Consider the following 25,455-nt stretch of genomic DNA (forward strand, 5'->3'; position numbering starts at 1 on the left):
ACTTGCTGGACAGTTGTCCAGCTATAGTGGACACCTGTCCAGGAGACGTCTGTCCAGGGACACCGTGGACAACCGGGTACGAGGGAGCTTGCTGACGATGGAGACGGTCGCGAACGTGCTGGTGGGCCTGGTGGCCGCGCTGCACGCGTACATACTCGTGATGGAGATGTTCCTGTGGGAGAAGAAGCCGGGGCGCGGCCTGCACGGCTTCGACCCGGAGATGGCCCGGGCGACCGCGCCGATGGCCGCCAACCAGGGGCTCTACAACGGGTTTCTCGCGGCGGGCCTGGTGTGGGGTCTGATCGCCGCCGATCCGACCGGGTTCCGCGTCCAGGTCTTCTTCCTGGTGTGCGTCGTGGTCGCCGGGGTGTACGGAGCGCTCACCGCCAACCGCCGCATCCTCTTCGCGCAGGCCCTGCCCGGCGCGCTCGCCCTGGCCGCCGTCCTGCTCGCGCGGTGACGCCCGAGGACCCGCGGGCCGCCCGCACCCGCGAGAAGCTGCGCCGGGCGCTCCTCGCGGAGTGCGCCGAGCACCCGCTGGAGGAGGTCGGTGTCGCCGCGCTGGTGCGGCGGGCCGGCGTCGGCCGGGCCACCTTCTACGTGCACTACGCCGACCTGGAGGCGCTGGCCGTCGACGCCTGCGCCGATGTCGTACGGGAGGCCGTGGAAGCGCTGCACGCGTGGCGCGGGCGGCCCGACCCGGTGTCCGCGCCGCCCGCGCTGCTCGCGTTCTTCGCCGACCTCGCCCCGCACGCCGGCCTCTACCGCGCGCTGCTCAGCCCAGGCGGGGGCGGCCCGCTCGGGCACGTCCTCCATCGCGACCTGCGCGCCCGCAGCCTGGCCGAGCGCACCTTCGCGGGCGCCGCGGACGCCCCGCTGGTGGCCTCCGCGGTCGCCGCCACGTTCGCGGGGGTCCTCGCCGACTGGCTGCACGGACTGCTGGAGGGAACCCCGGAGGAAGTCGCGGACCAGGTCTGGCAGTTGCTGGTCGCCCTGCACATGAGCCGCTGACGCCGCAGGTACGGTTCACTTCACTTGCAGCCCACCGTTTCCCTCGTCGCGGGCCATGCCTCCACCCCGTCGGGCGTGCGGACGTAGGCCGTCATCCTGTCGGGCGTCAGCCAGAGTTCCCAGTCGCCGTGGCGGTATCCGGTGTCGTGCGCACCGGCGGGCATGCGGACGTCCCCGTCGTACGCGGCGGTGAGCAGCCCGTTCCCCAGCACACCGCGCGGATCGCGTGCGTACATCCTGCCGTCCTTGCCGTCGCCCGTCGACAGGAAGTGCGCGCTCTGCCAGCCGCAGTGCTCGGCACCCTTCGAGCTGCTCAGCACGGTGGTGGGCACCCGGTGACCGGTGCGATCGGTCCAGATCTCGAACTCCATCGAGTCGGTGAAACTCGCCGGGAGTTCGGCCGGATCGCAGGAGGCACTGGTCTCCGGGCCCCAACCGGGGCGCTGCGGCTGGTCCTTGGCGACCACCACGGCGACCTTGGTCCTGCCGTCGACGTCGTACGAGAAGAGGACGCGGTCGCCTTCCCTGCGCTCGATCCGGTAGCCGTGGTCGGGGACTTGGGGCTGTTCCATGTCGAAATACGCGCTCAGCCCCTCCTCGGGTGTCGTGCCGCCGTCACCCTTGCTCCACGCCCCGCCTCCGCTCCCTTCGAAGATCTCGCCGTCGCACTCCAGCGCCCGGCCCGCCGCGCCCGAAGCCGCCTCGGCCTCGTGCGCACTACCGTCGACGCTCTCCCTGAACGGCACGTCCAGCCGCCCGGCGTACGGCGTTGCCGGGGGCGTACCGGTGACGACCAGGTCCTCGCGCACCCCGTCGTCGTCACACCCCACCGCCATCAGTCCCACCAGCGTCACCGCCGCCGCGATCCCTCTGCGCATCCCCGCCCCCTGTTCGACGAACGCCCACTGTCCGTCCTCCGACGCACGAAGGACGGTGATCGTTCGTCGCTCAGCGAGCCGCTTGGAACGTGCGCCGATAGGCCCCCGGCGAGACGCCGATCGCCGCGTTCAGGTGCTGGCGGAGCGAGGTGCCCGTCGCGAAGCCGACCTCGCCGGCGATCTGGTCCACCGAGAGGTCGCTGGACTCCAGCAGATGGCGGGCCCGGACGACGCGCTGCTGGATGAGCCAGCGGCCGGGGCTCATGCCCACCTCGTCGTTGAAGCGGCGGGCGAAGGTACGCAGGCTCATGCGGGCGTGGCCGGCGAGATCGGCCAGGGTCAGCGGGTCACCCAGTCGGGCGAGGGCCCACCCACGGGTCGCCGCCGTGCTGGTCGCCGCCGTGTCCGGCACGGGCTGCTCGATGTACTGGGCCTGACCGCCGTCGCGCCAGGGCGGCACCACACAGCGCCGGGCCACCTTGTTGGCCAGCTCGCTGCCGTGGTCGCCCCGCAGGATGTGCAGGCAGACGTCGACGCCGGAGGCGGCACCGGCGGAGGTGAGGATCGTGCCGTCGTCCACGAAGAGCACGTCCGCGTCCAGGGACACCCGCGGGAACAGGCGCCGGAAATCGTCGGCCAACTGCCAGTGCGTGGTCGCCCGCCGCCCGTCCAGGAGACCGGCCGCCGCCAGCACGAACGCGCCCGTGCAGATGGAGACGATGCGGGTGCCCGGGCGGATGAGGGCGAGCGCGGCGGTGACCTCGGCGGGGAGCTCCGCGGTCACGGCGGCCGGGTCCATGGCGGGGATCACCACGGTGTCCGCCGTGCCCAGCACCTCGGGACCGTGCTCGACGGTGACCGAGAAGTCCGCGTTGCAGCGCACCGGACGACCGTCGACGGTGCAGGTCAGCACCTCGTACCGGCCGTCCGCGGCGCCGAAGATCCGGCTGGGGATGCCCAGCTCGAAGGGGTAGACACCGTCCAGTGCCAGGACGACCACGCGCTCCACACGCTTCACTCGGCTCATGGCACGATCTTATCGAAGGTTGGCAATCTTGCCATTTCGCGGAGCGCGCCGGCCCGGCACGCTGTCTTCATGAGCACTGCGAACACGATGCGCGCGATCAGTCAGGACGTCCTCGGCGGGCCCGAGGTCCTCAAGGAAGTGGAGACGCAGCGGCCGACACCCGGGCCGAGCGAGGTACTGGTGCGGGTGCGGGCGGCCGGGGTCAACCCCACCGACTGGAAGCACCGGGCGACGGGCGGGTTCCTGGGGCAGCCGCCCTTCGTCCTGGGCTGGGACGTCTCCGGAGTGGTGGAGGCCGTCGGGGTCGGCGTCACCCTGTACGAGCCCGGCGACGAGGTCTTCGGCATGCTGCCCTACCCGTTCGGGCACGGCTCGCACGCCGAGTACGTGACCGCGCCGACCCGCGCCTTCGCGCCCAAGCCGGCCGGGATCGACCACACGGAGGCGGGCGCCCTGCCGCTGGTCTCCCTGACCGCCTGGCAGGCGCTGGTCGACACGGCAGATCTGCAGCCGGGGCAGCGGGTGCTGATCCACGCCGCGGCAGGCGGTGTCGGGCATGTGGCCGTACAGATCGCCAAGGCGCGCGGCGCGTATGTGATCGGCACGGCGAGCGCGGGCAAGCACGAGTTCCTGCGCGGCCTCGGCGCCGACGAGCTGATCGACTACCGGGAGACCGACTTCACCGAGGCGGTCCGGGACGTCGACGTCGTCCTGGACACGATCGGTGGCGAGAACACCTTCCGTTCGCTGCGCGTGCTGCGCGAGGGCGGGATCGTGGTGTCGATCCTGCCGATGGGGCCGGAGGAGCTCTACAAGGAAGCCGCGGCGCTCGGTGTGCGGGCGGCGCGGATGCTGGTGGAGGCCGACCAGGCGGGCATGCGGGCGGTCGCGGACCTCGTCGACGCGGGCAAGCTGCGCGCGACGATCGCCGGGACGTTCCCGCTGGCCGACGCCGCCGAGGCACACACGCTCGGCGACACCGGCCGGACCACGGGGAAGCTGGTGCTCACGGTCGACTAGAAGGCAAGCACGGGTTGTCGGCCAGAAGGCCGGTGCGGACCAGAAGGCCGGTGCGGACTAGAAGGTCAGTACGGGCTTGATCGTCTTGCCCGCCTTCATGTCCCGCACCGCCTGCTCGATGTCCGCGAACGGATAGTGGCTGATCAGGCGGTGCAGCGGGAGCCGCCCCTCCTTCACGAGCCGGACCAGCGCGGGGATGAAGGTCTGGGTCTCGCTGTCGCCCAGGGTGAGGCCGACGATCCGCTTCCCGGGGATCAACCCGTTGACGTCCAAGGCGACTTCGGTACCGAAGGGCGGGGCGCCGACCACGACCAGGGTGCCGCGCGCGGCGAGCGCGTCGGCGCCCTGGCGCAGTGCGGCGACGCTGCCGGTGGTCTCGACGACACCGTCGGCGCCATGACCGTCCGTCAGCACCGCGACAGCCTCGCCGAGATCGGCCTCGCCCGCGTTGATGGTGTGGGTGGCGCCCAACTCCGCGGCCAGGGTGAGGCGTTCGGCGACCCGGTCGACGGCGATGATCCTCGTGGCGGGGGTCAGGGCGGCGGCCATCACCGCGGACAGGCCGACCGCTCCGGCGCCGAGCACGACGAGGGTGTCGCCGAGCCTGGGCTTCAGCACGTTGCAGACCGCCCCGACCCCGGTCTGCACCCCGCAGCTCAGGGGGCCGACGGACTCCAGCGGCACATCGGGGTCGACCTTCACCAGGACGCGCTCGGCGACGAGCGCCCGCTCGGCGAAGGAGGACTGCCCGAAGAAGTGCCCGCCGAGCGGGACCCCGGCACGGCTGATCGTGCTGGTGCCGTCGGGACGCCGGCCGCCGATGAGGTTCAGCGGCAGCCAGGTGGCGCAGTAGGCGGGGTGCCCGTCACGGCAGTTGTGGCAGCCGCCGCAGGAGGTGAAGGACAGGACGGCAGGTCGCCGGGGGCGACACCGGTGACGTCCGGTCCGACGGCCTCGACGACACCCGCTCCCTCGTGGCCGAGGACGCCGGGCAGGGGGAAGGGCAGACCACCGCTCGCCACACCGAGGTCGTTGTGGCACAGGCCGGTCGCCACCATACGGACGAGGACTTCGCCGGAGCCGGGCTCGTCGAGTTCGACGTCGGCGAGCGTGAACGGCGCGCCGCCGGACTCGACCACGGCCGCGCGGGTGGTGGTGGACATCGTACGAACTCCTTCTCCTTCACGGTGCGCGGCTCAGCCGAGCGAGACGACGACGGACTTGACCTTGGAGTAGGCGGCGAGCGCCTACTCCCGGCCGAAGCCGGAGTCCTTGACCCCGCCGAAGGGGATCGCGGGGTCGAGCATCGCCCCGGGCGCGAACTGCTGATCCTGCTCACCGACGAGGGGCGCGAGCTGCTCGCTCGGTTCGCCGACGCGGTGCGTGAGCTGGAGGAACGCATGGTGCGCGATCTCAGTGCGCACCAGACGGATCAGTTCCGCCAGGCACTGTCCAAGGCGTGGCACGCACTGTCGTGATCCGCGTGGCCGATCCGGGGGACGACTCCCCATGCAAATCGCAGACATATGTCAATCGAACATGCTGAAATTCACTCCAACGAGGGTAACTTGCAGAGCAGGGAACGGTTTTGCGGGCCCTGCCGCCAGGAGTGGGTCAGCAGCCGGTTGGAGGCGATGTCGCCGTGACGCACGACCCCGCACCGCCCACCCGACATCTGCGCGTCCGCCTGGACCGGGGTCACACGGTGCTGGAGTTCCACGGGGAGATCGACATCCTCGCGGCGCTGGAGATCACGCCGTACCTGGACACCGTGACGGGGCACCCGGAGCCGCGGATCGTGATCGACCTGCGGCCGGTGGACTTCTTCGACTGCTCCGGGCTGCGCCTGCTGTACCGCGCCAGGAGCCGCGTTCTCGACCGTGGCGGCCGGCTGCACCTTGTCTGCACCCGGCCGCTGACGCTGCGCGTCCTCAAGGTGACCGGCCTGGCCCAGCTCCTGCCGCCCTCGGCGTCGCTGGACGCGGCGCTGGGGCAGCCGGAGGCCACGTCGGGCACGTTATGACCGCTGCCGACCGCACGGTGCGACCTCGGCCGGCTCCCCCTCGCTCACTTCAGGATCCTGGTGACCTGCCCCGCCCCGACCGTCCTGCCGCCCTCCCGGATGGCGAACTTCAGGCCTTCCTCCATGGCGATGGGCTGGATGAGCTGCACGTTCATGGTGGTGTTGTCACCCGGCATGACCATCTCCGTGCCCCGGGGAAGGGTCACGACACCCGTCACGTCCGTCGTCCGGAAGTAGAACTGCGGCCGGTAGTTGTCGAAGAAGGGCGTGTGCCGTCCGCCCTCGTCCTTCGACAGGATGTAGGCCCGCGCCTCGAACTGCGTGTGCGGGGTGACCGAACCCGGCCTGATCACGACCTGCCCCCGCTCCACGTCGTCGCGCCTGACCCCGCGCAGCAGCAGTCCCACGTTCTCCCCCGCCCGGCCCTCGTCGAGGAGTTTGCGGAACATCTCGATGCCCGTGACGGTGGTCTTCGTCTTCTGCTCGTGGATGCCGATGATCTCGACCTCGTTGTTGACCTTCAACACCCCGCGCTCGATCCGGCCGGTGACGACCGTGCCGCGACCCGTGATGGTGAAGACGTCCTCGATCGGCATCAGGAAGGGCCGGTCGACGTCCCGGACCGGTTCGGGCACGAACTCGTCGACGGCCGCGAGCAGTTCGAGAACGGAGGCACTCCACTTCGGGTCGCCCTCCAGCGCCCTGAGCGCGGAGACCTGGACGACCGGGACGTCGTCACCGGGGAACTCGTACTCGGTGAGCAGCTCACGCACCTCGAGCTCGACGAGTTCCAGGATCTCCTCGTCGTCGACCATGTCCGTCTTGTTGAGCGCGACGACGATGTACGGGACGCCGACCTGCCGGGCGAGCAGCACATGCTCCTTGGTCTGGGGCATCGGCCCGTCCGTCGCCGCGACCACCAGGATCGCGCCGTCCATCTGCGCGGCCCCGGTGATCATGTTCTTGATGTAGTCGGCGTGCCCCGGGCAGTCGACGTGCGCGTAGTGCCGGGCTTCCGTCTGGTACTCGACATGGGCGATCGAGATGGTGATGCCGCGCTGGCGTTCCTCGGGGGCCTTGTCGATCTGGTCGAACGGCGTGAAGGGGTTCAGGTCGGGAAACCGGTCGTGCAGAACCTTCGTCACGGCCGCCGTGAGCGTTGTCTTCCCGTGGTCGATGTGCCCGATGGTGCCGATGTTGACATGCGGCTTGGTCCGCTCGAACTTCGCCTTCGCCACTGCGAGCCCTCCTGATCACCTGGGTGACGCCGAGCGTTGCTGCGCCGCTTCCTGGCTGGGGGCCGAGCGATGTGCGGAGCGGTGAACGATGTCAGGAAGTGTCGCTCTTCCTGTTTATTCGTTCTGGGGCGCGTCGAACAGGGCGCTGACGGACTCACCGTTGTGAATGCGGCGCACCGCCTCGGCGAGCGCGGGGGCGATGGACAGGACGCGCAGCTTCTCGGTGTGCTCCTCGTCCGGCACCGGCACGGTGTTGGTGCACACGATCTCCAGGACGTCCTCCTGCTCGCTCAGCCGCTTGAGCGCGCCCGCCGCGAACAGCCCGTGGGTGCAGGCGACTCGAATGGATCTCGGCCCCAACTCCCGCAGTCGCTCCAGGAGTTCGAGGACCGTACTGCCCTTGGCGATCTCGTCGTCAAGCACGATGACATCGCGCCCGGTGATCTCGCCGATGACGGAACTGATGCTCACCCGGTCGTCGGCGAACCGCTGCTTGGCGCCGGCGGCCACCTGGGCGCCGATCAGCCGTGCGAAGGCCGCCGCCTCCTTGGCGTTGCCCAGGTCCGGCGACACGACCGTCGTACGCGACAGATCGTGACCGCGGAAGTGCGCGGCGAGCTCCCGCAGGGCGTGCAGATGGTCGACCGGCACCGAGAAGAACCCGTGGACCTGCGGGGAGTGCAGCGTCATCGCGAGGACGCGGCTGGCCCCGGCCGCCACCAACAGGTCGGCGACCAGCCGCCCGCCCATGGAGATCCGCGGCATGTCCTTCTTGTCCGAACGTGCGTACGAGTAGTGCGGCATGACCACCGTGATGCGCCCGGCGGAGGCACCACGTGCCGCGTCGCACATCATCAGCAGTTCGACGAGGTGCTCCTGCACGGGGGTGACCAGCGGTTGCACGAGGAACACATCACGCTCACGACAGTTGGCCTGGAGCTGGACCTCCAGGCAGTCGTTGGCGAACCGGCTGACCCGGGTCGGGCTGAGGGGCACGCCGAGATGGGCGCAGACCTCTGCCGCCAGCTCGGGATGGGCACTACCGCTGAACACGGCGATGTCACGCACGACCGCTCCTCGCAAGATCGATCCGGGTGCGCCGCCGGTCGGCATGATCGACCCGGGATGCGTGCCTCATGCTACTGGGCCCGGCCGGGTACTCCCACCGGGGGAAATTCGGTTGCGGACGGTCACGGGGCATGCGCCAGGATGGTCCCGCCAGCGCCCCCTCACCCACGGGAGAACGACATGCGCCGATTCCTCGGAACTTCTCAGCGCCCCCACCGGACGACTGTTCCCGAGGACTCGACCACGCATGGACACTCTGAACATCGGCATTCTGGCCCACGTCGACGCGGGTAAGACCAGCCTCACCGAGCGGCTGCTCTTCGACGCCGGCGCCATCGACCGGCTCGGCAGCGTCGACGCCGGTGACACCCGCACGGACGACGGGGAGATCGAGCGCCGACGCGGGATCACCATCCGCTCGGCCGTCGCCGCCTTCACCGTCGGCGACGTGCAGATCAACCTCATCGACACCCCCGGGCACGCCGACTTCATCGCCGAGGTCGAACGCGCCCTGGAGGTCCTGGACGGCGCCGTGCTGCTCCTGTCCGCCGTGGAGGGCGTGCAGGCACAGACGCGCGTCCTGATGAAGACCCTGCGACGGCTCGGGCTGCCCACCCTGATCTTCGTCAACAAGATCGACCGGGCGGGTGCGCAGGAGGCGGGGCTCCTCGACGACATCCGGCGCCGCCTCACGCCGTACGTCGTCCCGCTCGCCGGTGTGCGCGGCCTCGGCACCGCGCGTGCCAGAGCCGTCCCGCGCCCGCTGGACGAGACGGCGGCCGGCACGCTCGCGGAGGTGGACACGGACATCCTCGCCGCGGTCGTGGACGGCCCTCCGCCTACCCCGGACGACCTGGAGGCCGCGCTCGCAGCGCGCACCGCCGACGGCTCCCTGCACCCGGTCTTCTTCGGGTCCGCCCTGGGCGGGCAGGGGGTGGCCGAGCTGGCCGAGGCGCTGAGCCGGCTGATCCCACGCCCGACGGCCCCCGCGTGCGCAGAGCCACAGGGCACGGTCTTCGCCGTGCGCCCCGGGCCCGGCGGCGAGCGTACGGCGTATCTGCGGCTGTACGGCGGCGAAGTGACGCTCCGTCAGCGGCTCGTGTTCACCCGGCGCGAGGCCGACGGGCGCACCACACAGGTCCCCGGCAGGGCCCGGGAACTGGAGGTCGTGGGACGGCCGGAGGCGGCCACCTTGACCGCGGGCAACATCGCCACGCTCCGGGGCGTCCGCGGCATCCGCGTGGGCGACCGGCTCGGTGAGGCCACCGACCGTGCGCCCCAGTTCGCGGCGCCGACCCTGGAGACCCTCGTCCGGGCCCGGCACCCCGACCGTGCGGCCCCGCTGCGCTCGGCCCTCCTCGCGCTGGCCGACCAGGACCCGCTGATGCACGCCCGGCCCGCCGCGTCCGGCAGCACCGCGCTGCTCCTCTACGGCGAGGTGCAGAAGGAGGTGCTGGCGGCCACGCTCGCCCAGGACTTCGGCATCGAGGCGGACTTCGAGCCGAGCCGGGTGCGGTTCCTGGAACGGCCGGACGGTACCGGCGAGGCCTGCGAGGAGATCCAGCGGCACGGGCACGTCGGGTTCTGGGCCACGGTCGGGCTGCGGATCGAGCCCGGACCCCACGGCTCCGGCGTCGTCTTCACCTACGAGACCGAGCTCGGCGCCCTGCCCCGCGCCTTCCACCAGGCGATCGAGGACACGGTCCACGCGACCCTGCTCTCCGGCCGGCACGGACTACCGGTCACGGACTACCGGGTCACGCTCGTCCGTTCCGGATTCGCCGCGCCGCTCAGCACGGCCGCCGACTTCCGTGGTCTCACCCCGGTCGTGCTGCGGCGCGCGCTGGAGTGGGCGGGGACGCGGGTGTACGAGCCGTACCACGCCTTCGAGGTGGAGCTCCCGCTCGACGCGCTGGCGCCGGTCACGGCTCGGCTCGCCGCGCACGGCGCACGGTTCGGGGAGACGACCGGCGGCCGGACCTCCTGGCTCGTCACCGGCGAGCTGCCGGCCCGGCATGTGCGGGAGGTCGAGCTGCGGCTGCCGGGGCTCACCCACGGGGAAGGGGTCTGGTGGTCCCGCCCGTCGGGGGACTGCCGCGTGTAGTGCGGCAGAAGCGGTACGGCGGGCGGACGCGGCGCTCCTTCGGCGTACGGCGAAGTGCGCAGGCCGCTGTCGCCGGAGCGGACACGCTCCGGCCCGCGCTCCCTGTCAGCGACGTCAATCCGCCAACAGGGCGGCCTAGTAAATGATTCGGGGGGCATTCGGTGAGCAGGAAGGAGGACCGTCGAATGACGACGTCCATCAAGCGCCTGCCCAAGCGCATGCCCGCGTGGGCCAAGGTGATCACTGCCGTCGTGCTGGTGCTCGTGGTGCTGTTCGCCGGGCTGCGACTGGCCGTTCTGCCGGGGCTGCGCGACCTGTTCGGCACCCAGACGCACGACCGCTCCGGACCAGCCCTCCTCAAGTCGATCCAGGACATGAGCCGTTACGACGCCGCCTCGGGCAACTTCCAGGTGGTGGTGGACCTGGAGAAGGACGCCAAGTACCTGCCCGACGCGATCCGCGGCACCCGCACGCTGTACGTGGGGGCCGGCACGGTCGAGGCGTACGTCGACCTCGGTTCGCTCGCCAAGAAGGACGTGACGGTCGACTCCGACCGCACCACGGCCACCCTGCGGCTGCCGCACGCGTTCCTCGGCAAGCCCGCACTCGACACCGACCGTTCGTACGCCGTCTCCAAACAGCGTGGGCTGCTGGACCGGCTCGGCGACTTCTTCTCCGACAACCCGGACAGCGAACAGGCCGTGCAGAAGCTCGCGGTCAAGCACATCGGCGAGGCGGCGAAGGACAGCGAGCTCACCAAGCGTGCCGAGGAGAACACCACCGGCATGCTCGACGGCCTGCTGCGCTCCCTCGGCTTCAAGGAGGTGAGCGTGAGCTACGGCGCCTGAGCCGGGCTCCGGCGGTCAGCCGCTCAGGATCCCCGGCGACGCCAGGGCCCCCAGGAGCGTCGCACCCGCCAGCAGCCAGGCCACGTAGTCCCCGATGTGCCCGGACTGCAGGCGCCGCAGCGGCCGGACCCAGGGCTGCTCGCCGAGAGCCGTCGGGCGCAGGACGGCGAGCGCGGCGACACCCACGGCGAGCCCGGCCGAGGTCAGATCGAGAAGCACGCCGACGAGGGTCCAGTGGGGCGAGACCATCGCCCCACCGGGCCCCGCCTCGCGCACGGCGTGCCCCACCGCTTCGGCGAGGCCGGGCGCGACACCGACGGCGAGGGACCCGGCGATCAGCAGCGCCGGGACCACGGTCATCGTGTCCGGCACCCGGCCGAGCCGGTGACGGGTCTCGGGTTCCTCGCCGGTGCCGGTGGTCTCGTACGAGGAGTTCCCCTTCGCGGACTGGTCGTCGGAAGACGGCTTCGGCCCGAGTCCGAAGAACACCCGCGCGGCGACCCGCAGCGCCGCGCCCGCGGTGACCGCCGACACGGCGACGAAGAGAACGGTGAACCCGCCGCCGACCGCCTCCTCGGTGACCGCCTTGCCCAGTCCGGTACCGAAGGGCGGCAGCCCGGCGAGACCCAGTGCTCCCAGCACGAACAGGACGCCGACCCCGCGCAGTTGCCGGGCGCGACCGTGCAGCGCGAGTTCGTCGACGGATCCGTAGCGGTCGAGCAGGATGCCCGTGCAGGCGAACAGGGCGGCCTTCACCCCCGCGTGCCCCAGGACGTACAGCGCGACCCCGGCGTCCGCCTCGGGCGTGAGAGAGCCGATGCCGATGAGGAAGAGCCCCATGTGGGCGACGGTCGAGTACGCCAGCAGCCGCTTCACATGCCGCTGGTACCAGCACATCACCGCGCCGACCACGCCGGTCAGCGCACCGAGCACCAGCAGGGCGCGCTCCAGGTCGGGCGCCGGGATCCCGCCGGGCCCGGAGAAGACCGTTCCGTACACCCGCCACACACCGTACGCGCCGAGTTCGACCATCACCCCCGACAACAGCATGCACACGGGTGTCGGGGCGACGGCGTGCGCGTCGGGCAGCCAGAAGTGGAAGGGCACGGCAGCGGCCTTGACCAGCAGCCCGGTCAGGACCAGCACGAACGCGGCGAGGGTCAGGGCGTCCGGGCCGCCGTGCGCGTCCAGCCCCCGGCCGATCTTCGCCATGGCGAGCTCACCGGTGCGCGCGTACAGCAGCGCGATGCCGAGCAGCATCGCGTAGGCGCCGAGGGAGTTGACGATCCCGAAGGTCAGCGCCCCCTGCACGGCTTTCGCCTCCTCGACGCGATGGCCGGTCAGCGCGTACGCCACCACACCCATCAGCTCGAAGAACACGAACGCGTCGAACAGGTCGCCCGCGATCACGAAGCCGCACATGCCGCCCTGGAAGAGCAGCAGCAGCGCGGGGAACGAGCCCGCGTGACGGCGCGGCGGTTCCTCGAAGTAGCGCCAGGAGTACGCCAGTGCCGCCACGGTGAGCAGCGAGGCGAGCGTGGCCATGCCGAGCCCGGCGCCGTCCCCGACGAGGACGATCCCGACACTCTCGCCCGCCTTGGGCACCCATCCGCCCACCCATGTGACCAGGGGTGGCGAGGAGTGCAGGAGCAGCACGATCGCGAGCGCGGCGGTGCCCGCCGAGACGGCGCAGGCCACCGTCTCGGCGGCGGCGCGCGGGAGCCTGCGGCCCCCCGCGACCAGCAGTGCGGCCCCGAGCACGGGGACGGCGACGAGCAGCGGCAGCAACTGGTTCATCAGCCGCGCAGCTCGGAGAGTTCGTCGGGGTCGACCGTGCCGTGGCGTTTGGAGATCTGCAGGACGAGGGCGAGCAGGACGGCGGTGACGGTGGCTCCGACGACCACGTCGGTGAGGGCGAGGGCCTGCACGACCGGGTCCACCAGGGGCCGCGACCCGGGCTTCAGGTCGGAGAAGACGGGCGCGGTGCCGCCGTCGCGGTAGCCGACGGCCAGCAGCAGGACGTAGGTGGCGGACTGGCAGACCGCGAGGCAGCCGACGGCGTGGATGAGGTTCCGGCTGGTGGCGATGCCGTAGCAGCCGACCAACAGGATCCACACGGCGACGAGATAGGGCAGTACGGACATCAGGATCGGCTCACCTCCCACTCGCTTCTCTGTTGGCTTCTCCGCTCACTTGCCGTTCTCCTCCTCGATCTCGACGGCCTGGTCCAGGAAGCGGGCGAGCAGGACGACCACCGCGCAGGCGACCTCCATACCGATGGCCGCGTTCAGCAGGGGGACGGTTCCGCCGGAGGACAGCGTGTTGAACGTGCCGTACGGGAGCAGGGTGTTGGCGAGGAACGCCGTACCGCCCAGCAGTCCCGCGAGGCCCGTGACGACGTAGGCGCAGGCGGCGAGCGCGTCACCGGCCTCGTACAGGCCGACCGGCCGGACACGCTCGAGGGCGTGGTAGTCGGCGCCGAGGTAGAGCAGGTGGAGGGCGGTCGCGGCGACCACCCCGCCCTGGAAGCCGCCGCCGGGACTGAGCTGTCCGTGCCCGATGACGTACAGGCCGGTGAGAAGGGCGACGGGCAGCACGATCAGCGCGTAGCGGCGTACGGGGAGTGCCACCTGTGCGGGTCGCGGACGGGCACGCCGCTCGTCGCGGGTCTGGCGCAGCAGCACGACCGTACCGAGCACGGCGGCGAAGAGGATGCTCATCTCGCCGAGGGTGTCGAAGGCGCGCTGGTCGAAGTTGACGGAGGCGATGGTGTTGGCGGTGCGGCGGGCCAGCGAGGCGCGGACCACCCGTTCCCCGTACGGATGACGGGTGCCGCCGAAGCCGGGCAGTCGCAGGCAGGCGGCGACCAGGAGCGCCGCGAGGCCCGCGCCGCCCACGGCCAGGATCCACAGCCGCGCCCGCCGGGTCACCGGCGCTCCTCCTTCCGACCTCGGCGCCGGACCTTGCGCACCGAGAGCAGGATCAGCAGGGGAGTGAGGGCGGAGCCCACCGCCAGCTGCGAAAGACCCACGTCGGGGGCCTGGAGCACGGTGAACAGGACGGCGAGGGCGACCCCCATGACGGCCAGCACGAGTGCCTGGCGCACGGGGTCGCGATTCACGACCGCGGCGGTCGCGGACGCGGCGACCAGCAGCAGGGCGATGACGATCAGCGGGTCATCCACGGCCGCTCCCCGCGAAACCGCCGGACAGCGCCCGCGACGCCACCAGGTTTCCGCCGATCAGCAGGGCACCGATCACCAGGAGTTTCAGCATGGCCCGGCTCGGGCCCGTCACCACGCACAGCGCGACGACCACCGCGGCGCCGAACCCCGCGACCGCGTAGGTCGGCCCCCAGGCCTGAGGCGGATCCTTCTCCAGATCCTCGACGAGAAGGCGGGCGAAGACGAGGGTGCCGACGGGGCCCAGGAGAGCGAGGACCAGCGCCAGATCGATGTACGACGGGCGACCGTAGCCCTGGGCGAGAAGCAGCAGGACGGGGCAGGCCAGCGAGGTGGCGAGGTTCTGCGCGACGACCCGGCGGCGCAGCGGTCCGGTGGCGACACCCCACACCGTGGCCCCCACTCCCCCGGCGAGTGCGGCGGTCGCCGCGACGGTCCAGCCGTTCACCATGCGCCCACCGCCCGCCGGGCACCCCGGGCCGCCAGTGCGCCGACGGCCGCCGCGGACGCGCCCACGATCCGTTCGAGTGTGTCCACCGCGCCGATGAGGACGAGCCACAGCAGCGCGAGGGCGAGCCACCACGCGAGGATCTCGAGCAGGTCCCGAAGCAGCGAACGCCGGTTCATGCGCGGACCTCCCGGGACTTCGGATCGACATTTCCGGATATTCCTCCGTTACGTCATCCAAGCACCGTCGCTCTCGCGCACGGCGCACGGCACGCGACGGCCCGGCCTCCGAGTGCCCGCGGAACGCTCCTTCATGACCACTTTCTTCAGTCGCGCGGGGCTCGGCATCGAAGGACGCTTTGCGGGTAACCGCCCTTACCTGGAGAGCCGTTGAAACCGGGAGAATCGAATGGTCCGTACGGCGTCAATCTTGAGCACCCTGCGCACCACCGGCACAGCGAAATCCGGTCGACGGCCATCGGTACCCACGCAGGAGCGCAAGGCGCTCCCGCTGCCCGTGCGGCTGCTCGTGATGCTGCTGGCCTTCGTGGCCATGGTGGCGTTCGCGGTCGCGCTGGCCCGGCTGACCCTGGAGCCGTCACCGGCGTCGAAGGCGCTGATCCACACCAATCTGCACCCCGGCAGTTCTCTGCGGGCGTATCTCGACCAGCCGGCGCTGCGCGACGCCGTGAAGCAGATCGGCGGAAACGTCCTGCTCGGTGTGCCGTTCGGCGTGCTGGTGCCGGTGCTGATTCCGAAGGCCCGGGGAATCCTGCGCGTTCTGCTGCTCACCGCGGTGGTGATGCTGCTGGTCGAGTTGGTTCAGGGCACGCTGATCACCGGGCGCGCCTTCGACATCGACGACGTCATCCTGAACACGTCCGGAGCGCTGGTGGGTTATGTGCTGCTGGGACGGCGGATCGGCCGCGCGGTGCATCCCAAGCGCCGTCGGCGGTTCCGGCGCAACCGGCGGGAGGCCCCGAAGGCGTGAGGGGTCGCACGGCCTGCCCGTCCGCCCGCGGCCCCCACCGCGGGCGGACGGCGTCGACCGGCCGGGGTTGACCGGCTGAGGTTTGCCTCTCAGCAGCCCATGGACCAGGTGTGCGAGTCACCACGGTCGTTCGCCACGGCGTTGTAGCCGACCTCCTCCCCCGGTCCGAGACAGATCGTCATGGCGCCGCCCTGCCAGGCGTTCTCGTAGACCTTCACGTGGTCCTTGACGCCGGGTCCCGAGATGCCGTGGTTGGCCCAGGAGGAGTCGGTGTCGGCGATCCAGCTCTCCCACCACCCGTCGTCCCCCGACCAGTTGGCGCGCTGACCGTCGAAGTTGGCGTTCTCCCAGACGCAGAAGTTGCCGCTGGGGCAGTCGGCCGCGCCGGAGGGGGTGGCCAGGGCGAGACCGCCGGTGAGGGCGAGCAGGGCCGCGGCGGCGGAGAGGGCGAGGCGCTGGGTGATCACGAAGGGTCACTGCCTTTCTTCAGGGTTACCTGGACGGTCCGCTCGGCGTACAGATCCGCCGCGCGGCGCAGTGCGCGGGTGCGCAGCTGCCGGTAGGTGGTCAGTTGTCCGTGCCGCTCGGCGCGGACCCGGGCCAGCAGAGCCGGTTCCAGCCGTGCCCGCACCCGGGTGAGGCCGCTCTCGCGTGCGCAGCGCGTGGAGACTGCGGGGTCGGGGCGGCCGGGGCGGGCCCCGTGCGCCGGGTTGACGCAGCGGGTCCAGCGGGCGGTCGCGGCGCGGTAGTCGGGGTCACGCTTCATGCGCTGCTGGGCCTCGGCCCGCAGGTTGTTCACCACGACCCGGGTACGGAACCAGAGCCGCTGGTCGCCGTAGAGATCGCGCTCGGCGGCGGCGACGCAGCCGTCCGTGTGGGCGGTGACGGTGTAGCCGGTGGCAAGGGTGACGGAGAGCTCCGGGCGGCCGCGGCCGAACAGGGCGCCCTGCAGCCGGCGGTCCCGTGGGTCCGCGGCGCCGCGGTCTCGTGAGGCCGAGGCGCTGCGGTCCCGCGGGGCCGAGGCGTTCTGGAGGGTCAGTCCCTGCCGGGCCAGACAGCGGTCGACGAGTACCTGCTGGGCGGCGTCGATGAGGTCGTCGCGGTCGCGCTCGGTCCTGGGCAGCGGGGGCACGGTCCGCTGCGCCGTCGCCGTGGAGCACCCCGTCAACGCCAGGACCGCGAGCGCGGCGGCGGCGAGCGCGCGAAGGAGTCGCACGGGTCAGCCGACCTCGCAGCCCATCATGGTGTCGGCGACTCCGTCGAGCCGGGCGCCCCAGGGCCAGTTGTCGGCCAGGTCGTGCGCCCGGATCAGCCGGGCGTAGCAGGTGCCGCGGCCCCAGTCGATGGCGTACACGGCGGTATCGGCGTTGGACCTGAAGGAGGCGGCCTTGTCGTGCAGGAACTCCGGGACGTCCGTATAGCCCGGTGGGGTGTAGCACCACGAGGAGCCGTGCTGTCCGGCGGCGGTCCAGAAGCACACGTCTGCGGCCCGCTGCGCGCCGTGCGGCGCCGCGCTCGCCGGTACGGCGGCGAGGAGGGCGGTCGAGGCCAGCAGACCGGTCGAGGCGAGGAGGGCGGCGGCGGGCACGGCGAAGCCACGAGGCATGACGACTCCCGGAGGGAAGAGGGGGCGCCGGGGCGGTCGCGATCACCCGGCAAGATCAACCGTGCCCTCGCGGGAATCGGCCCATGCCGGGTTCCCGCCCTTCGGTGATCTTTCCTGGGGTGCGGGATCACTCCTCCCGCGACAGCTCACACCGGCGCGAACCCCGAGCTCCGCACGCTCCCCGCCCTCGATCTCGCCGTCCGGGGCGCTAGCGCGGTGCCCAGGTGAACTTGTCGCCGCCCACCCAGCGCACCACCTCCGGGTCGTCGAGATCGTGGATGTGGATCCCGTGGGAGCCGGCGATCGTCAGGACATCGGTGATCGACTTCGCCGCGCCGACCATTTCCCCGTCGATCTCCATGATGCGAAACGGCGGGTCGCACGGCTGCACCCCGAGCACCATGACCCGCGGGTAGGAGATGTGGGGGCTCGAGATTTCGGTCATGCCTAGAGCGTAGATCGATTCCCACGAGCGGGCCGAGGTGAGTGCGCTCCGCCGTGCGGGCCGACGGCGGCTGGGCAAGGCTTGAAGGGATGGAAGGGCTTGAAGGGCTGGAAAGGGGTGGGGAGCGCACGGGAGGTGGTGCCGATGGATCCCGTCGAGGCCCTGGACCGGATCGCGTTCCTGCTGGAGCGCACCCAGGCGCCCACCTATCGCGTACGGGCCTTCCGTACCGCGGAGGCCGTGCTGGCCGCGCTGCCCGCCGGGGAGATCGACAGGCACGTCGCCGCCGGAACCCTGGAGTCGCTGAAGGGCATCGGGCCGAAGACGGCGCAGGTCGTGCGCGAGGCGGCGGCCGGTCGGCTGCCCGCCTATCTCGAGACGCTGGAACAGGAGGCCGCGGGCCCCCTCGCCGAGGGCGGCGAACGGCTGCGGGCGCTGTTGCGCGGCGACTGCCATCTGCACTCCGACTGGTCGGACGGCGGCAGCCCGATCGAGAAGATGGGCCGGACCGCCGCGCGCCTCGGGCACGAGTGGGCGGTGCTCACGGACCACTCGCCACGGCTGACCGTGGCGCGGGGCCTGTCCCCCGAGCGGCTGCGCGAGCAGTTGGCGGTGGTGGCGGAGCTCAACCGCCGGTGGGCCCCCTTCCGGCTGCTCACCGGCATCGAGTGCGACATCCTCGACGACGGATCGCTCGACCAGGAGCCGGAGTTGCTGGAGCTGCTGGACGTCGTGGTGGTGTCGGTGCACTCCAAGCTGCGCATGGATGCCGGGCCGATGACCCGCCGTATGGTCACCGCCGTACGCAACCCGCTCGCGGACGTGCTCGGGCACTGCACGGGCCGGCTGCTCACCGAGCGCCGGCGGCCCGAGTCGGAGTTCGACGCGGACGCGGTCTTCGCCGCCTGCGCGGAGTCCGGTACCGCCGTGGAGATCAACTGCCGCCCGGAACGGCTCGACCCACCGCGCCGACTGCTGCGCCGGGCGCTCGACGCGGGCGTGCTCTTCTCGATCGACACCGACGCGCACGCCCCCGGCCAGCTCGAATGGCAGATCCACGGCTGCGCACGGGCCGAGGAGTGCGGGGTGCCCGCCGAGCGCGTGATCACCACCTGGAGCGAGGACGAGCTGCTGGCCTGGACGCGGTCGCGGACGGCGCCGACCCGTGTGACCAGCACCTGACGGGCGTACTCTTGACCGTGAGACCAAAACCGCGTCCGGGCCCCCGGACACGTGAAGCCGAACGGCGAACCGGGACGTGAGTCGTACGGCGACCCGAGAACCGTCCGCCCCTCTTGCCCCCTCCGGGTGACATAGATCACCACACCTGCCCTGGTCACGCGGGAACACCCCTGGATAGTTCCCCGTTAAACCAACCGTGGGTACGGATGGGACAGTGTCCCCGGGCCTCACCTTTTGCCCACAGGGACGATCGTCCGGCTGAAGCCCTGTGGAGCCTCTCGCCGAGAGGTGACCGCCCTCCGTCCCCACCAAAGACGGCCCCGACCGAGATTCCCCCGTCCGGTCGGGGCCTTTCCATGCCTGGCGTCGCGCCCGGCCCCGCCGTGGGCGATGGCGTCCGCTTGACTTCGAGTGCTCTCTAATCCGTAGCGTCGAAACATGACCACTGCACAGCACAAGATCGGCTCGGGGTTCGGCGCCCACAGCACCGCCGACGACGTCCTCCAGGGCATCGACCTGACCGGGAAGCTCGCGCTCGTCACCGGCGGGTACTCGGGGCTCGGCCTGGAGACCACCCGCGCGCTCACCAAGGCGGGCGCCCGCGTCGTCGTTCCGGCGCGCCGCCCGGACGTGGCCCGGGAGGCGGTCGAGGGCATCGACGGGGTCGAGGTGGACGAGCTCGACCTCGGTGACCTCGACAGCGTCCGCGCGTTCGCCGAACGCTTCCTCGCCTCCGGCCGCACCATCGACATCGTCATCGACAACGCCGGGATCATGGCCTGCCCGGAGACCCGCGTCGGTCCCGGCTGGGAGGCCCAGTTCGCTACCAACCACCTCGGCCACTTCGCGCTCGTGAACCGTCTGTGGCCCGCGATCGAGCCGGGCGGCGCGCGGGTCGTCTCCGTCTCCTCGGGCGGTCACCACCTCTCGGGGATCCGCTGGGACGACGTGCACTGGCGCACCGGCTACGACAAGTGGGAGGCGTACGGGCAGGCGAAGACCGCGAACATCCTGTTCGCCGTCCACCTCGACCGGCTCGGCCGGGAGTCCGGCGTACGGGCCTTCGCCCTCCACCCCGGCGGCATCCTCACCCCGCTGCAGCGCCACCTCGCCAAGGAGGAGATGGTGGAGCGCGGCTGGATCGACGAGGACGGCAACCCGCTGAACCCGTCCGGTTTCAAGTCGCCCCAGGAGGGTGCGGCGACCCAGGTGTGGGCCGCGACCTCCCCCCAGCTGGCCGGCCTGGGCGGGGTGTACTGCGAGGACTGCGACATCGCCGAGGTCGCTCCGGCGGACGGCGAGCGGACCGGCGTACGCGACTACGCGATCGACCCCGGGCAGGCCGCGCGGCTGTGGACGCTGTCGGCGGAGCTGACCGGGGTGAACGCGTTCGCGTGACGCGCCCTGGGCGTCAGTCGCGGGCCATGAACTCCCGCAGATCCGCGAGGAGCCGTTCGGCGTGCGTGGCGAAGAGGCCGTGGCCCCCGTTCTCGTAGACCTTGAGCGTGCCGTTGGGGAGCAGTTCGGCCGCCCGGCGGCCGGTCAGGTCCAGCGGCGCCGACGTGTCGTGGGTGCCGTGGACGACCAGCGCGGGCAGGTCGAGCTTGGCCAGCTCGGGGGCGACGTTCAGGCCGGCCGCGAGGTCTCCCAACGCCGCCCCGCCGCGCGCGGTGGCGCCGTGGCAGCGGTTGATCATGGACTGCACATAGGCCGGGGAGAGATCGTTGCCGGGGAGGTCGAGGGCGAAGAACGCGCGGGCCCCGTCGACGAAGAAGGCGGCCCGGTCGCGGCGGAAGACCTCGTTGCCGGCCTCGACGACGCCTGGGTCGATGCCCTCCGGATGGTCCGCGGACCGGACGGCCCCGGGCGCCATGCCCGCGACTAGTGCCACCCTCGCCACCCGCTCGACGCCGTGCCGGGTCAGACAACGTACGACTTCCGCGGTCCCGATGGAGTGCCCGACGAGTGTCACCCCGGACAGGTCGAGGTGGCGCAGCAGCCCGTCGACGTCGTCGGCCAGGCTGTCGAGGTCGAACCCGCCCCACACGTCGTCGGACCGGCCGTGGCCGCGCCGGTCGAAGCCGACGCACCGGTAGCCCTCCGCGGCGAGCGGCAGCATCTGGTACTCCCACATCTCCGTGCCGAAGTAGGCGCTGTTGACGAACACGATCACCTGCCCGGTGGCGGGTCCGTAGTCGACGAAGTGCAGTCGGGTGCCATCGACGGGGCTCTCGAAGTACGGCATGGGAAACCTCCCGGAATCCGGTGGCGGGACGAGTGGGTACGTCCTTCATGGTTCCGGAGGGCCGGGGCGGGGTCGATTACCTCCGAGGTCATGCCAGGCCGCGCTCATCGCAGTCCCCCGACCTCGTGGTCAGCTCGGCCGGTCAACCGCCCGCAACGGGCACCCCGTGTCGACGCGCGTGGCGAGTTCGGCCCGCAGGACGGCGAGTTCGGCCATGCGGGCGTCAATGACCTGGATCTTCTGCTCGAACAGCACGGACAGCGCCTCCGCGGAGTCCGGCGCCTCCCGCAGCTCCTCCCCGTGCCGCGCGATCTCCGCCAGCGAGAATCCGAGCGTCTGCGCCGTGCGGACGTAGTGCAGCCAGGGCACCGCCTCGGGCGGGAAGTCGCGGTAACCGTTGGCCAGCCGCCGGCCCGTGACGAGGCCGACCTTCTCGTAGAACCGAATGGTGTCTCTGCTCATGCCCGCCTGCGCGGCCAGCTCTCCGATACGCATGTCCCTCCATCGGACGGTGTGGGCTTGACCTTGGACCGTACTCCACTGTTTACCGTGAGGCGTCGCTGACCCAAGGCCAGTTGGAGCCTCATTGTGATCCGGACCCTCGCCCCCGAACACCCCGCCTATCTTCGCGCCGTACGCGCGAGCGCCTGGTACGACCTCGTCGTCACCTCGGGCTTCGCGACACCGTGGACGTACGTCCTGGTGCACGATGCGCTGTCGTCGTCGGGCAGCGCGCTCGGGCTGGGCGCCCTGCCTCAACTCGACCCGGTGCAGGTCCTGTACGCGAATCTGATGGGCTCGGTCGTGGTGGTCTGGGCCGTCCTGCGTCTCGTCCGGCCGCTGCCGGTGCACGGACTGCTCGACGGCATCGCGCGCACCCTGTTCGCGGCGTGGCAGGCGTACGCGCTGGCTCACGGTGCCACCCGGCTGCTGTGGTTGTTCTTCGGCGTCGAGGTGACGTTCGGTCTCGTCCAGCTCGTTCCGTGGTGGCGTCACCGGAACACGAACCTGTTGAACGCCGAAGCCGGCCCGGCCGTCGGGCGTCCACTGAACACAGAGGGCGCCTGACGGGCCGTCGAACGCCCCGAGCGCGCGCCGGCGTGCCCGCTCGCGTGCCAAACACCCACGGCGGCGTCTACAAGCCCGCCAAGTGATGCGGTAAGGATCGACGGCAGGGGGCCGGACGATCTCAGGAGCCCCTGCCCCGCTGCTCAACGACCCACCGGTTGCGGGAACGGACGTCGTGAACCCCGGCTGTGGGTCAGTGCGGGGCGCGCTCCTCCAGAGCGGTGCGCCAGGCCGGGGAGGGGCCCTCGCTCACCGGCTCGGCCCGTCGGCCGCCCCGCGCGAAGAAGTCGGCGAGCGGCAGGATCGCGGCGCCGACCGTGACGGCGTCCGGACCGAGCCGGCCGAGGTCGATGGAGACGCGCTCGGCCGGGTAACGCAGGGCGTACGAGGCCGCGTACCGGCGGACGGCGGGCAGAAAGCGGGTGCCGAGCTGGAGGCCCGCCCAGCCGCCGATCAGGATCCGCTCGGGCTGGAAGAGGTTGATCAGGTCGGACAGGCCCGCACCCAGGTACTCGGCTGTCTCCTCCAGGACGGCGAGCGCCACGGGGTTGGGCTCGACGCCCTCCTCGGTCGGGTAGGCCGCGGTGAGCATCGCGGTGAGCGCGGTCTCCTCGTCGGTGCCCTCCGGCGGGCGTCCGCCCTCCTCGCGCCAGCGGTCGAGGAGCGCCTCCGCGCCCGCGTACGCCTCCAGGCAGCCCAGGGCTCCGCACCGGCAGCGGCGCCCCCTGACCCGTACCGTCAGGTGGCCCCACTCCACCGAGCGGCCGTGCTCCACGTCCTCGGTGACCAGACAGGCGCCGACGCCCGAGCCGAAGAGGACGACGACCGCGTTGCGCGCGCCGCGTCCGGCGCCGAACCACATCTCGGCCTGGCCCAGGGTCCGGGCGCCGTTGTCCGCGAAGTACGGGACCACGTCGGGGAGTTGGCAGGCCGAGCGGAGCAGGGACTCCAGCGGGACGGCGTCCCAGCCGATCGTCTGACCGTGCACCACCGCACCCGACTCGGGCGTGCGGGCGACGATTCCCGGGACGCCGATACCAACGCCGAGCAGCCGCTCGGGGGCGATGCCCGCCTCGTCCAGGACCTCGGCGATGCCGTCCCGGATGTGCCCGACGATGACATCGACGTCGTATTCCCGACGCTTCGACGACGGTCCGCCGCCCCCCAGAGACGGCCCTTCCCCCTGGGCCGCCTCGTCGCCCTCCGACGCCCAGTCACCCCCGTACCCCTGCCGCTCCAGCGGCCTCTCCGTGCGGGCGAGTTCGGTGAGGGTCAGGTCGAAGAGTTCGACGCGGACGCGGGTTTCGCCGACATCGACGCCGATCATGTGGCCGCTGCCGGGTACGACCCGCAGCAACGTACGCGGGCGGCCGCCGTCGGAGTCGACGCTTCCGGCCTCCTCGACCAGACCGTCCGCGACGAGCTCCGCGACCACGTTGCTGACGGAACCGGAACTCAGGCCGGTGGCCGGCCCCAGCTCGAAGCGGCTCAAGGGGCCATCGAAATACAACCGTTGCAGCACGGCGGTGCGATTGCCGCGTCGCAGGTCACGCACTGTCCGCCCGTTCCGAACCGCCATGTGAATCCCTTCCGGCCCGCCCGACCTGCAAGATACCCCTGCGCGATCCCTTGACGCGACTTTCTTCCGGGTCTTAACTCACGTCCTAAATTAAGCCATGAGGGTCGTTCGAGAAGTGAACGCGGGCGCTCCTCCTGGCTCGCCCTCCGGGAAAGGGACATACGCAGCCATGCGCAGAATCCGAGCCGCGGCCGCCGGTGCGGTCACCGTCTCCCTGCTGACCGCCGTGACCGCCTGTGGTGGCGGCTCGTCGACGGGCGGCGGGTCCAACGACTCGCCGAAGACGCTCACCTATTGGGCCTCCAACCAGGGCGCCAGCATCGAGGTCGACAAGAAGGTCCTCCAGCCCGAACTCGACAAGTTCGAGAAGCAGTCCGGGATCAAGGTGAAGGTGGAGGTCGTCCCCTGGTCGGACCTGCTGAACCGGATTCTCACCGCGACCACGTCGGGTCAGGGCCCCGACGTCCTGAACATCGGCAACACCTGGAGTGCCTCGTTGCAGGCCACCGGCGCGCTGCTGCCGTGGGACGCGAGCAACTTCGCCAAGATCGGCGGCAAGGACCGCTTCGTCGAATCGGCGCTCGGCTCGACGGGCGCGCAGGGCAAGGACCCGGCCGCGGTCCCGCTGTACTCGATGGCGTACGCGCTCTACTACAACAAGAAGATGTTCGCCGACGCGGGGCTTACGAAGCCGCCGGCCACCTGGGACGAGCTGATCGCCGACGGCAAGAAGCTGTCCAAGGGCGGCAAGTGGGGCCTGGGGGCGGAGGGTTCGAACCCCTCGGAGAACATCCACCACACCTTCGTCTTCGCCAAGCAGCACGGGGCCGACTTCTTCACGGCCGACGGCAAGCCGGACTTCACCTCGGACGGCACGGTCGCGGCGGTCAAGCAGTACGTCGACCTGATGGCCAAGGACAAGATCATCGCGCCCGGCAACGCCGAGTACGCCCAGAACCAGTCCGTGAGCGACTTCGCCAAGGGCAAGAACGCGATGCTGCTGTGGCAGTCGGCGTCGGCCAACCTCAAGTCGCAGGGCATGAGTGACGACGCGTACGGCATCGCCCCGGTCCCCGTGCAGTCCGGTACCCCGGGAACCGGCACCAACGTCAACTCGATGGTGGCGGGCATCAACCTGGCCGTCTTCAAGAACAGCCACAACCTCGACGGCGCCACGAAGTTCGTGAAGTTCATGACCAGCGACGCCGAGCAGAAGATCCTCAACACGGCGTACAGCTCGATCCCGCCGGTGAAGACGGCCCAGACGGACGCCACCTTCAACACCCCGGCGAACGCGGTCCTCAAGGACACCCTGGCCAAGAGCGCCGCCGCCCTTCCGCAGGTCGCCGACGAGTCCCAGTTCGAGACGACGGTCGGTACGGCCGTCAAGACTCTGTTCGCGGCCGCGGCCGCCGGACGCGCGGTGACCACGGAGTCGGTGAAGGCTGAGCTCGAGAAGGCCCAGCAGCAGATGCCTGCGAAGTGAGCGCGGAC

At 71.2% G+C, this 25,455-nt stretch carries 28 protein-coding genes and 2 pseudogenes; 12 read left to right on the top strand and 18 right to left on the bottom strand.

Annotation, left to right across the window (positions count from 1 at the left end; genetic code table 11):
• Positions 1–97 precede the first annotated feature (97 nt).
• Positions 98–460 (top strand): DUF1304 domain-containing protein, encoded by a 363-nt coding sequence (locus ACIQTP_RS04365; protein ID WP_054234260.1) that lies wholly within the window; start codon positions 98–100, stop codon positions 458–460.
• Positions 457–1,011: a TetR/AcrR family transcriptional regulator gene (locus ACIQTP_RS04370; RefSeq protein ID WP_403396166.1), complete on the top strand. Its 555-nt coding sequence runs from the start codon at positions 457–459 to the stop codon at positions 1,009–1,011. The genes ACIQTP_RS04365 and ACIQTP_RS04370 overlap by 4 nt, the downstream gene beginning before the upstream one ends.
• 20 nt (positions 1,012–1,031) lie before the next feature.
• On the opposite strand, the gene ACIQTP_RS04375 is transcribed toward ACIQTP_RS04370, so the two are convergent.
• The gene (locus ACIQTP_RS04375) at positions 1,032–1,889 is read right to left on the bottom strand and encodes a hypothetical protein (RefSeq protein ID WP_403396168.1); all 858 of its coding nucleotides are present in this window, start codon (positions 1,887–1,889) and stop codon (positions 1,032–1,034) included.
• A gap of 70 nt (positions 1,890–1,959) precedes the next feature.
• Positions 1,960–2,916: a GlxA family transcriptional regulator gene (locus ACIQTP_RS04380; protein ID WP_403396170.1), complete on the bottom strand. Its 957-nt coding sequence runs from the start codon at positions 2,914–2,916 to the stop codon at positions 1,960–1,962.
• A gap of 69 nt (positions 2,917–2,985) precedes the next feature.
• On the opposite strand from ACIQTP_RS04380, the gene ACIQTP_RS04385 reads away from it, so the two are divergent.
• The gene (locus ACIQTP_RS04385; protein WP_403396173.1) at positions 2,986–3,936 is read left to right on the top strand and encodes an NADP-dependent oxidoreductase; all 951 of its coding nucleotides are present in this window, start codon (positions 2,986–2,988) and stop codon (positions 3,934–3,936) included.
• Between the two features lie 57 nt (positions 3,937–3,993).
• Here the strand turns inward: ACIQTP_RS04385 and ACIQTP_RS04390 are convergent.
• Positions 3,994–5,099, bottom strand: a pseudogene (locus ACIQTP_RS04390) (NAD(P)-dependent alcohol dehydrogenase).
• 153 nt (positions 5,100–5,252) lie between these two features.
• Here ACIQTP_RS04390 and ACIQTP_RS04395 point away from each other — a divergent pair.
• Together ACIQTP_RS04395 and ACIQTP_RS04400 are read left to right on the top strand one after the other, a co-directional pair.
• Positions 5,253–5,414 (top strand): annotated as a pseudogene (locus ACIQTP_RS04395) (MarR family transcriptional regulator); the annotation flags it as partial.
• Between the two features lie 164 nt (positions 5,415–5,578).
• Positions 5,579–5,959 (top strand): anti-sigma factor antagonist, encoded by a 381-nt coding sequence (locus tag ACIQTP_RS04400; protein ID WP_403396175.1) that lies wholly within the window; start codon positions 5,579–5,581, stop codon positions 5,957–5,959.
• 44 nt (positions 5,960–6,003) lie between these two features.
• On the opposite strand, the gene tuf is transcribed toward ACIQTP_RS04400, so the two are convergent.
• On the bottom strand, positions 6,004–7,197 hold the full coding sequence (tuf, locus tag ACIQTP_RS04405) for an elongation factor Tu (RefSeq protein ID WP_403396177.1): 1,194 nt from the start codon (positions 7,195–7,197) through the stop codon (positions 6,004–6,006).
• A 114-nt stretch (positions 7,198–7,311) separates the two neighbouring features.
• On the bottom strand, positions 7,312–8,265 hold the full coding sequence (locus ACIQTP_RS04410; protein WP_403396179.1) for a ribose-phosphate diphosphokinase: 954 nt from the start codon (positions 8,263–8,265) through the stop codon (positions 7,312–7,314).
• Between the two features lie 247 nt (positions 8,266–8,512).
• Between ACIQTP_RS04410 and otr(A) the strand changes: the two genes are divergently transcribed.
• Positions 8,513–10,369 carry a tetracycline resistance ribosomal protection protein Otr(A) gene (otr(A), locus tag ACIQTP_RS04415; RefSeq protein WP_403396181.1) on the top strand — a complete coding sequence of 619 codons (1,857 nt, stop codon included), beginning with the start codon at positions 8,513–8,515 and terminating at the stop codon, positions 10,367–10,369.
• 185 nt (positions 10,370–10,554) lie between these two features.
• Positions 10,555–11,217, top strand: a complete 663-nt coding sequence (locus tag ACIQTP_RS04420) for a DUF4230 domain-containing protein (protein WP_402033245.1) — start codon at positions 10,555–10,557, stop codon at positions 11,215–11,217.
• Between the two features lie 15 nt (positions 11,218–11,232).
• Here ACIQTP_RS04420 and ACIQTP_RS04425 read toward each other — a convergent pair whose 3' ends face one another.
• Genes ACIQTP_RS04425 through ACIQTP_RS04450 form a run of 6 tightly spaced genes read right to left on the bottom strand, consistent with a single transcriptional unit; the run spans position 11,233 to position 15,025 of the window.
• Complete coding sequence (locus tag ACIQTP_RS04425; RefSeq protein WP_403396183.1) at positions 11,233–13,014, bottom strand: complex I subunit 5 family protein; 1,782 nt, start codon at positions 13,012–13,014, stop codon at positions 11,233–11,235.
• Positions 13,014–13,361 carry a sodium:proton antiporter gene (locus tag ACIQTP_RS04430; protein ID WP_402033249.1) on the bottom strand — a complete coding sequence of 116 codons (348 nt, stop codon included), beginning with the start codon at positions 13,359–13,361 and terminating at the stop codon, positions 13,014–13,016. The genes ACIQTP_RS04425 and ACIQTP_RS04430 overlap by 1 nt, the downstream gene beginning before the upstream one ends.
• Before the next feature lie 45 nt (positions 13,362–13,406).
• Positions 13,407–14,147 carry an MnhB domain-containing protein gene (locus tag ACIQTP_RS04435; RefSeq protein ID WP_403396185.1) on the bottom strand — a complete coding sequence of 247 codons (741 nt, stop codon included), beginning with the start codon at positions 14,145–14,147 and terminating at the stop codon, positions 13,407–13,409.
• The gene (locus tag ACIQTP_RS04440) at positions 14,144–14,401 is read right to left on the bottom strand and encodes a hydrogenase subunit MbhD domain-containing protein (RefSeq protein ID WP_403396186.1); all 258 of its coding nucleotides are present in this window, start codon (positions 14,399–14,401) and stop codon (positions 14,144–14,146) included. The genes ACIQTP_RS04435 and ACIQTP_RS04440 overlap by 4 nt, the downstream gene beginning before the upstream one ends.
• Positions 14,394–14,846, bottom strand: coding sequence for a monovalent cation/H+ antiporter complex subunit F (locus ACIQTP_RS04445; RefSeq protein ID WP_402034210.1), 453 nt, complete (start codon positions 14,844–14,846; stop codon positions 14,394–14,396). Before ACIQTP_RS04445 ends, ACIQTP_RS04440 begins: the two co-directional genes overlap by 8 nt.
• Complete coding sequence (locus ACIQTP_RS04450) at positions 14,843–15,025, bottom strand: hypothetical protein (protein WP_402033255.1); 183 nt, start codon at positions 15,023–15,025, stop codon at positions 14,843–14,845. The genes ACIQTP_RS04445 and ACIQTP_RS04450 overlap by 4 nt, the downstream gene beginning before the upstream one ends.
• A gap of 229 nt (positions 15,026–15,254) precedes the next feature.
• Here ACIQTP_RS04450 and ACIQTP_RS04455 point away from each other — a divergent pair, with 229 nt between their 5' ends.
• Complete coding sequence (locus tag ACIQTP_RS04455; RefSeq protein WP_403396188.1) at positions 15,255–15,836, top strand: VanZ family protein; 582 nt, start codon at positions 15,255–15,257, stop codon at positions 15,834–15,836.
• An 89-nt stretch (positions 15,837–15,925) separates the two neighbouring features.
• On the opposite strand, the gene ACIQTP_RS04460 is transcribed toward ACIQTP_RS04455, so the two are convergent.
• From ACIQTP_RS04460 to ACIQTP_RS04475, 4 genes are all read right to left on the bottom strand, one after another.
• The gene (locus tag ACIQTP_RS04460; protein WP_402033260.1) at positions 15,926–16,303 is read right to left on the bottom strand and encodes a peptidase inhibitor family I36 protein; all 378 of its coding nucleotides are present in this window, start codon (positions 16,301–16,303) and stop codon (positions 15,926–15,928) included.
• Positions 16,300–17,052 carry a hypothetical protein gene (locus tag ACIQTP_RS04465; protein WP_403396190.1) on the bottom strand — a complete coding sequence of 251 codons (753 nt, stop codon included), beginning with the start codon at positions 17,050–17,052 and terminating at the stop codon, positions 16,300–16,302. The genes ACIQTP_RS04460 and ACIQTP_RS04465 overlap by 4 nt, the downstream gene beginning before the upstream one ends.
• 3 nt (positions 17,053–17,055) lie before the next feature.
• On the bottom strand, positions 17,056–17,442 hold the full coding sequence (locus ACIQTP_RS04470; RefSeq protein ID WP_403396192.1) for a hypothetical protein: 387 nt from the start codon (positions 17,440–17,442) through the stop codon (positions 17,056–17,058).
• 208 nt (positions 17,443–17,650) lie between these two features.
• A complete protein-coding gene (locus ACIQTP_RS04475) occupies positions 17,651–17,887 on the bottom strand; it encodes a hypothetical protein (protein WP_403396195.1) in 237 nt (78 codons plus the stop codon).
• 144 nt (positions 17,888–18,031) lie between these two features.
• On the opposite strand from ACIQTP_RS04475, the gene ACIQTP_RS04480 reads away from it, so the two are divergent.
• Positions 18,032–19,069, top strand: a complete 1,038-nt coding sequence (locus tag ACIQTP_RS04480) for a PHP domain-containing protein (RefSeq protein ID WP_403396198.1) — start codon at positions 18,032–18,034, stop codon at positions 19,067–19,069.
• Between the two features lie 438 nt (positions 19,070–19,507).
• On the top strand, positions 19,508–20,467 hold the full coding sequence (locus tag ACIQTP_RS04485; protein ID WP_403396201.1) for an SDR family NAD(P)-dependent oxidoreductase: 960 nt from the start codon (positions 19,508–19,510) through the stop codon (positions 20,465–20,467).
• A 13-nt stretch (positions 20,468–20,480) separates the two neighbouring features.
• Here ACIQTP_RS04485 and ACIQTP_RS04490 read toward each other — a convergent pair whose 3' ends face one another.
• A complete protein-coding gene (locus ACIQTP_RS04490) occupies positions 20,481–21,314 on the bottom strand; it encodes an alpha/beta fold hydrolase (RefSeq protein ID WP_402033272.1) in 834 nt (277 codons plus the stop codon).
• A gap of 129 nt (positions 21,315–21,443) precedes the next feature.
• On the bottom strand, positions 21,444–21,809 hold the full coding sequence (locus tag ACIQTP_RS04495; protein ID WP_403396203.1) for a MerR family transcriptional regulator: 366 nt from the start codon (positions 21,807–21,809) through the stop codon (positions 21,444–21,446).
• Between the two features lie 93 nt (positions 21,810–21,902).
• On the opposite strand from ACIQTP_RS04495, the gene ACIQTP_RS04500 reads away from it, so the two are divergent.
• Complete coding sequence (locus tag ACIQTP_RS04500; RefSeq protein ID WP_403396206.1) at positions 21,903–22,382, top strand: hypothetical protein; 480 nt, start codon at positions 21,903–21,905, stop codon at positions 22,380–22,382.
• Positions 22,383–22,575: 193 nt separating this feature from the next.
• Here the strand turns inward: ACIQTP_RS04500 and ACIQTP_RS04505 are convergent, their stop codons facing one another.
• A complete protein-coding gene (locus ACIQTP_RS04505; RefSeq protein WP_402033278.1) occupies positions 22,576–23,961 on the bottom strand; it encodes an ROK family protein in 1,386 nt (461 codons plus the stop codon).
• 169 nt (positions 23,962–24,130) lie between these two features.
• On the opposite strand from ACIQTP_RS04505, the gene ACIQTP_RS04510 reads away from it, so the two are divergent.
• Entirely contained in the window at positions 24,131–25,447 is a 1,317-nt protein-coding gene (locus ACIQTP_RS04510; protein ID WP_403396209.1) for an ABC transporter substrate-binding protein, read from the top strand.
• The last annotated feature ends 8 nt before the right edge of the window (positions 25,448–25,455 follow it).

Origin of the sequence: Streptomyces sp. NPDC090798, from assembly GCF_044768965.1 — a bacterium.
Lineage (GTDB): Bacteria > Actinomycetota > Actinomycetes > Streptomycetales > Streptomycetaceae > Streptomyces.

Bases quoted from the DNA above. Each gene is read 5' to 3' on its own strand.
- ACIQTP_RS04365 (WP_054234260.1), top strand. From the start codon at position 98: ATGGAGACGGTCGCGAACGTGCTGGTGGGCCTGGTGGCCGCGCTGCAC.
- ACIQTP_RS04375 (WP_403396168.1), bottom strand. From the start codon at position 1,889: ATGCGCAGAGGGATCGCGGCGGCGGTGACGCTGGTGGGACTGATGGCG.
- ACIQTP_RS04380 (WP_403396170.1), bottom strand. From the start codon at position 2,916: ATGAGCCGAGTGAAGCGTGTGGAGCGCGTGGTCGTCCTGGCACTGGAC.
- ACIQTP_RS04385 (WP_403396173.1), top strand. From the start codon at position 2,986: ATGAGCACTGCGAACACGATGCGCGCGATCAGTCAGGACGTCCTCGGC.
- ACIQTP_RS04420 (WP_402033245.1), top strand. From the start codon at position 10,555: ATGACGACGTCCATCAAGCGCCTGCCCAAGCGCATGCCCGCGTGGGCC.
- ACIQTP_RS04425 (WP_403396183.1), bottom strand. From the start codon at position 13,014: ATGAACCAGTTGCTGCCGCTGCTCGTCGCCGTCCCCGTGCTCGGGGCC.
- ACIQTP_RS04430 (WP_402033249.1), bottom strand. From the start codon at position 13,361: ATGTCCGTACTGCCCTATCTCGTCGCCGTGTGGATCCTGTTGGTCGGC.
- ACIQTP_RS04450 (WP_402033255.1), bottom strand. From the start codon at position 15,025: ATGAACCGGCGTTCGCTGCTTCGGGACCTGCTCGAGATCCTCGCGTGG.
- ACIQTP_RS04455 (WP_403396188.1), top strand. From the start codon at position 15,255: ATGGTCCGTACGGCGTCAATCTTGAGCACCCTGCGCACCACCGGCACA.
- ACIQTP_RS04470 (WP_403396192.1), bottom strand. From the start codon at position 17,442: ATGCCTCGTGGCTTCGCCGTGCCCGCCGCCGCCCTCCTCGCCTCGACC.
- ACIQTP_RS04475 (WP_403396195.1), bottom strand. From the start codon at position 17,887: ATGACCGAAATCTCGAGCCCCCACATCTCCTACCCGCGGGTCATGGTG.
- ACIQTP_RS04480 (WP_403396198.1), top strand. From the start codon at position 18,032: ATGGATCCCGTCGAGGCCCTGGACCGGATCGCGTTCCTGCTGGAGCGC.
- ACIQTP_RS04485 (WP_403396201.1), top strand. From the start codon at position 19,508: ATGACCACTGCACAGCACAAGATCGGCTCGGGGTTCGGCGCCCACAGC.
- ACIQTP_RS04490 (WP_402033272.1), bottom strand. From the start codon at position 21,314: ATGCCGTACTTCGAGAGCCCCGTCGATGGCACCCGACTGCACTTCGTC.
- ACIQTP_RS04495 (WP_403396203.1), bottom strand. From the start codon at position 21,809: ATGCGTATCGGAGAGCTGGCCGCGCAGGCGGGCATGAGCAGAGACACC.
- ACIQTP_RS04505 (WP_402033278.1), bottom strand. From the start codon at position 23,961: ATGGCGGTTCGGAACGGGCGGACAGTGCGTGACCTGCGACGCGGCAAT.
- ACIQTP_RS04510 (WP_403396209.1), top strand. From the start codon at position 24,131: ATGCGCAGAATCCGAGCCGCGGCCGCCGGTGCGGTCACCGTCTCCCTG.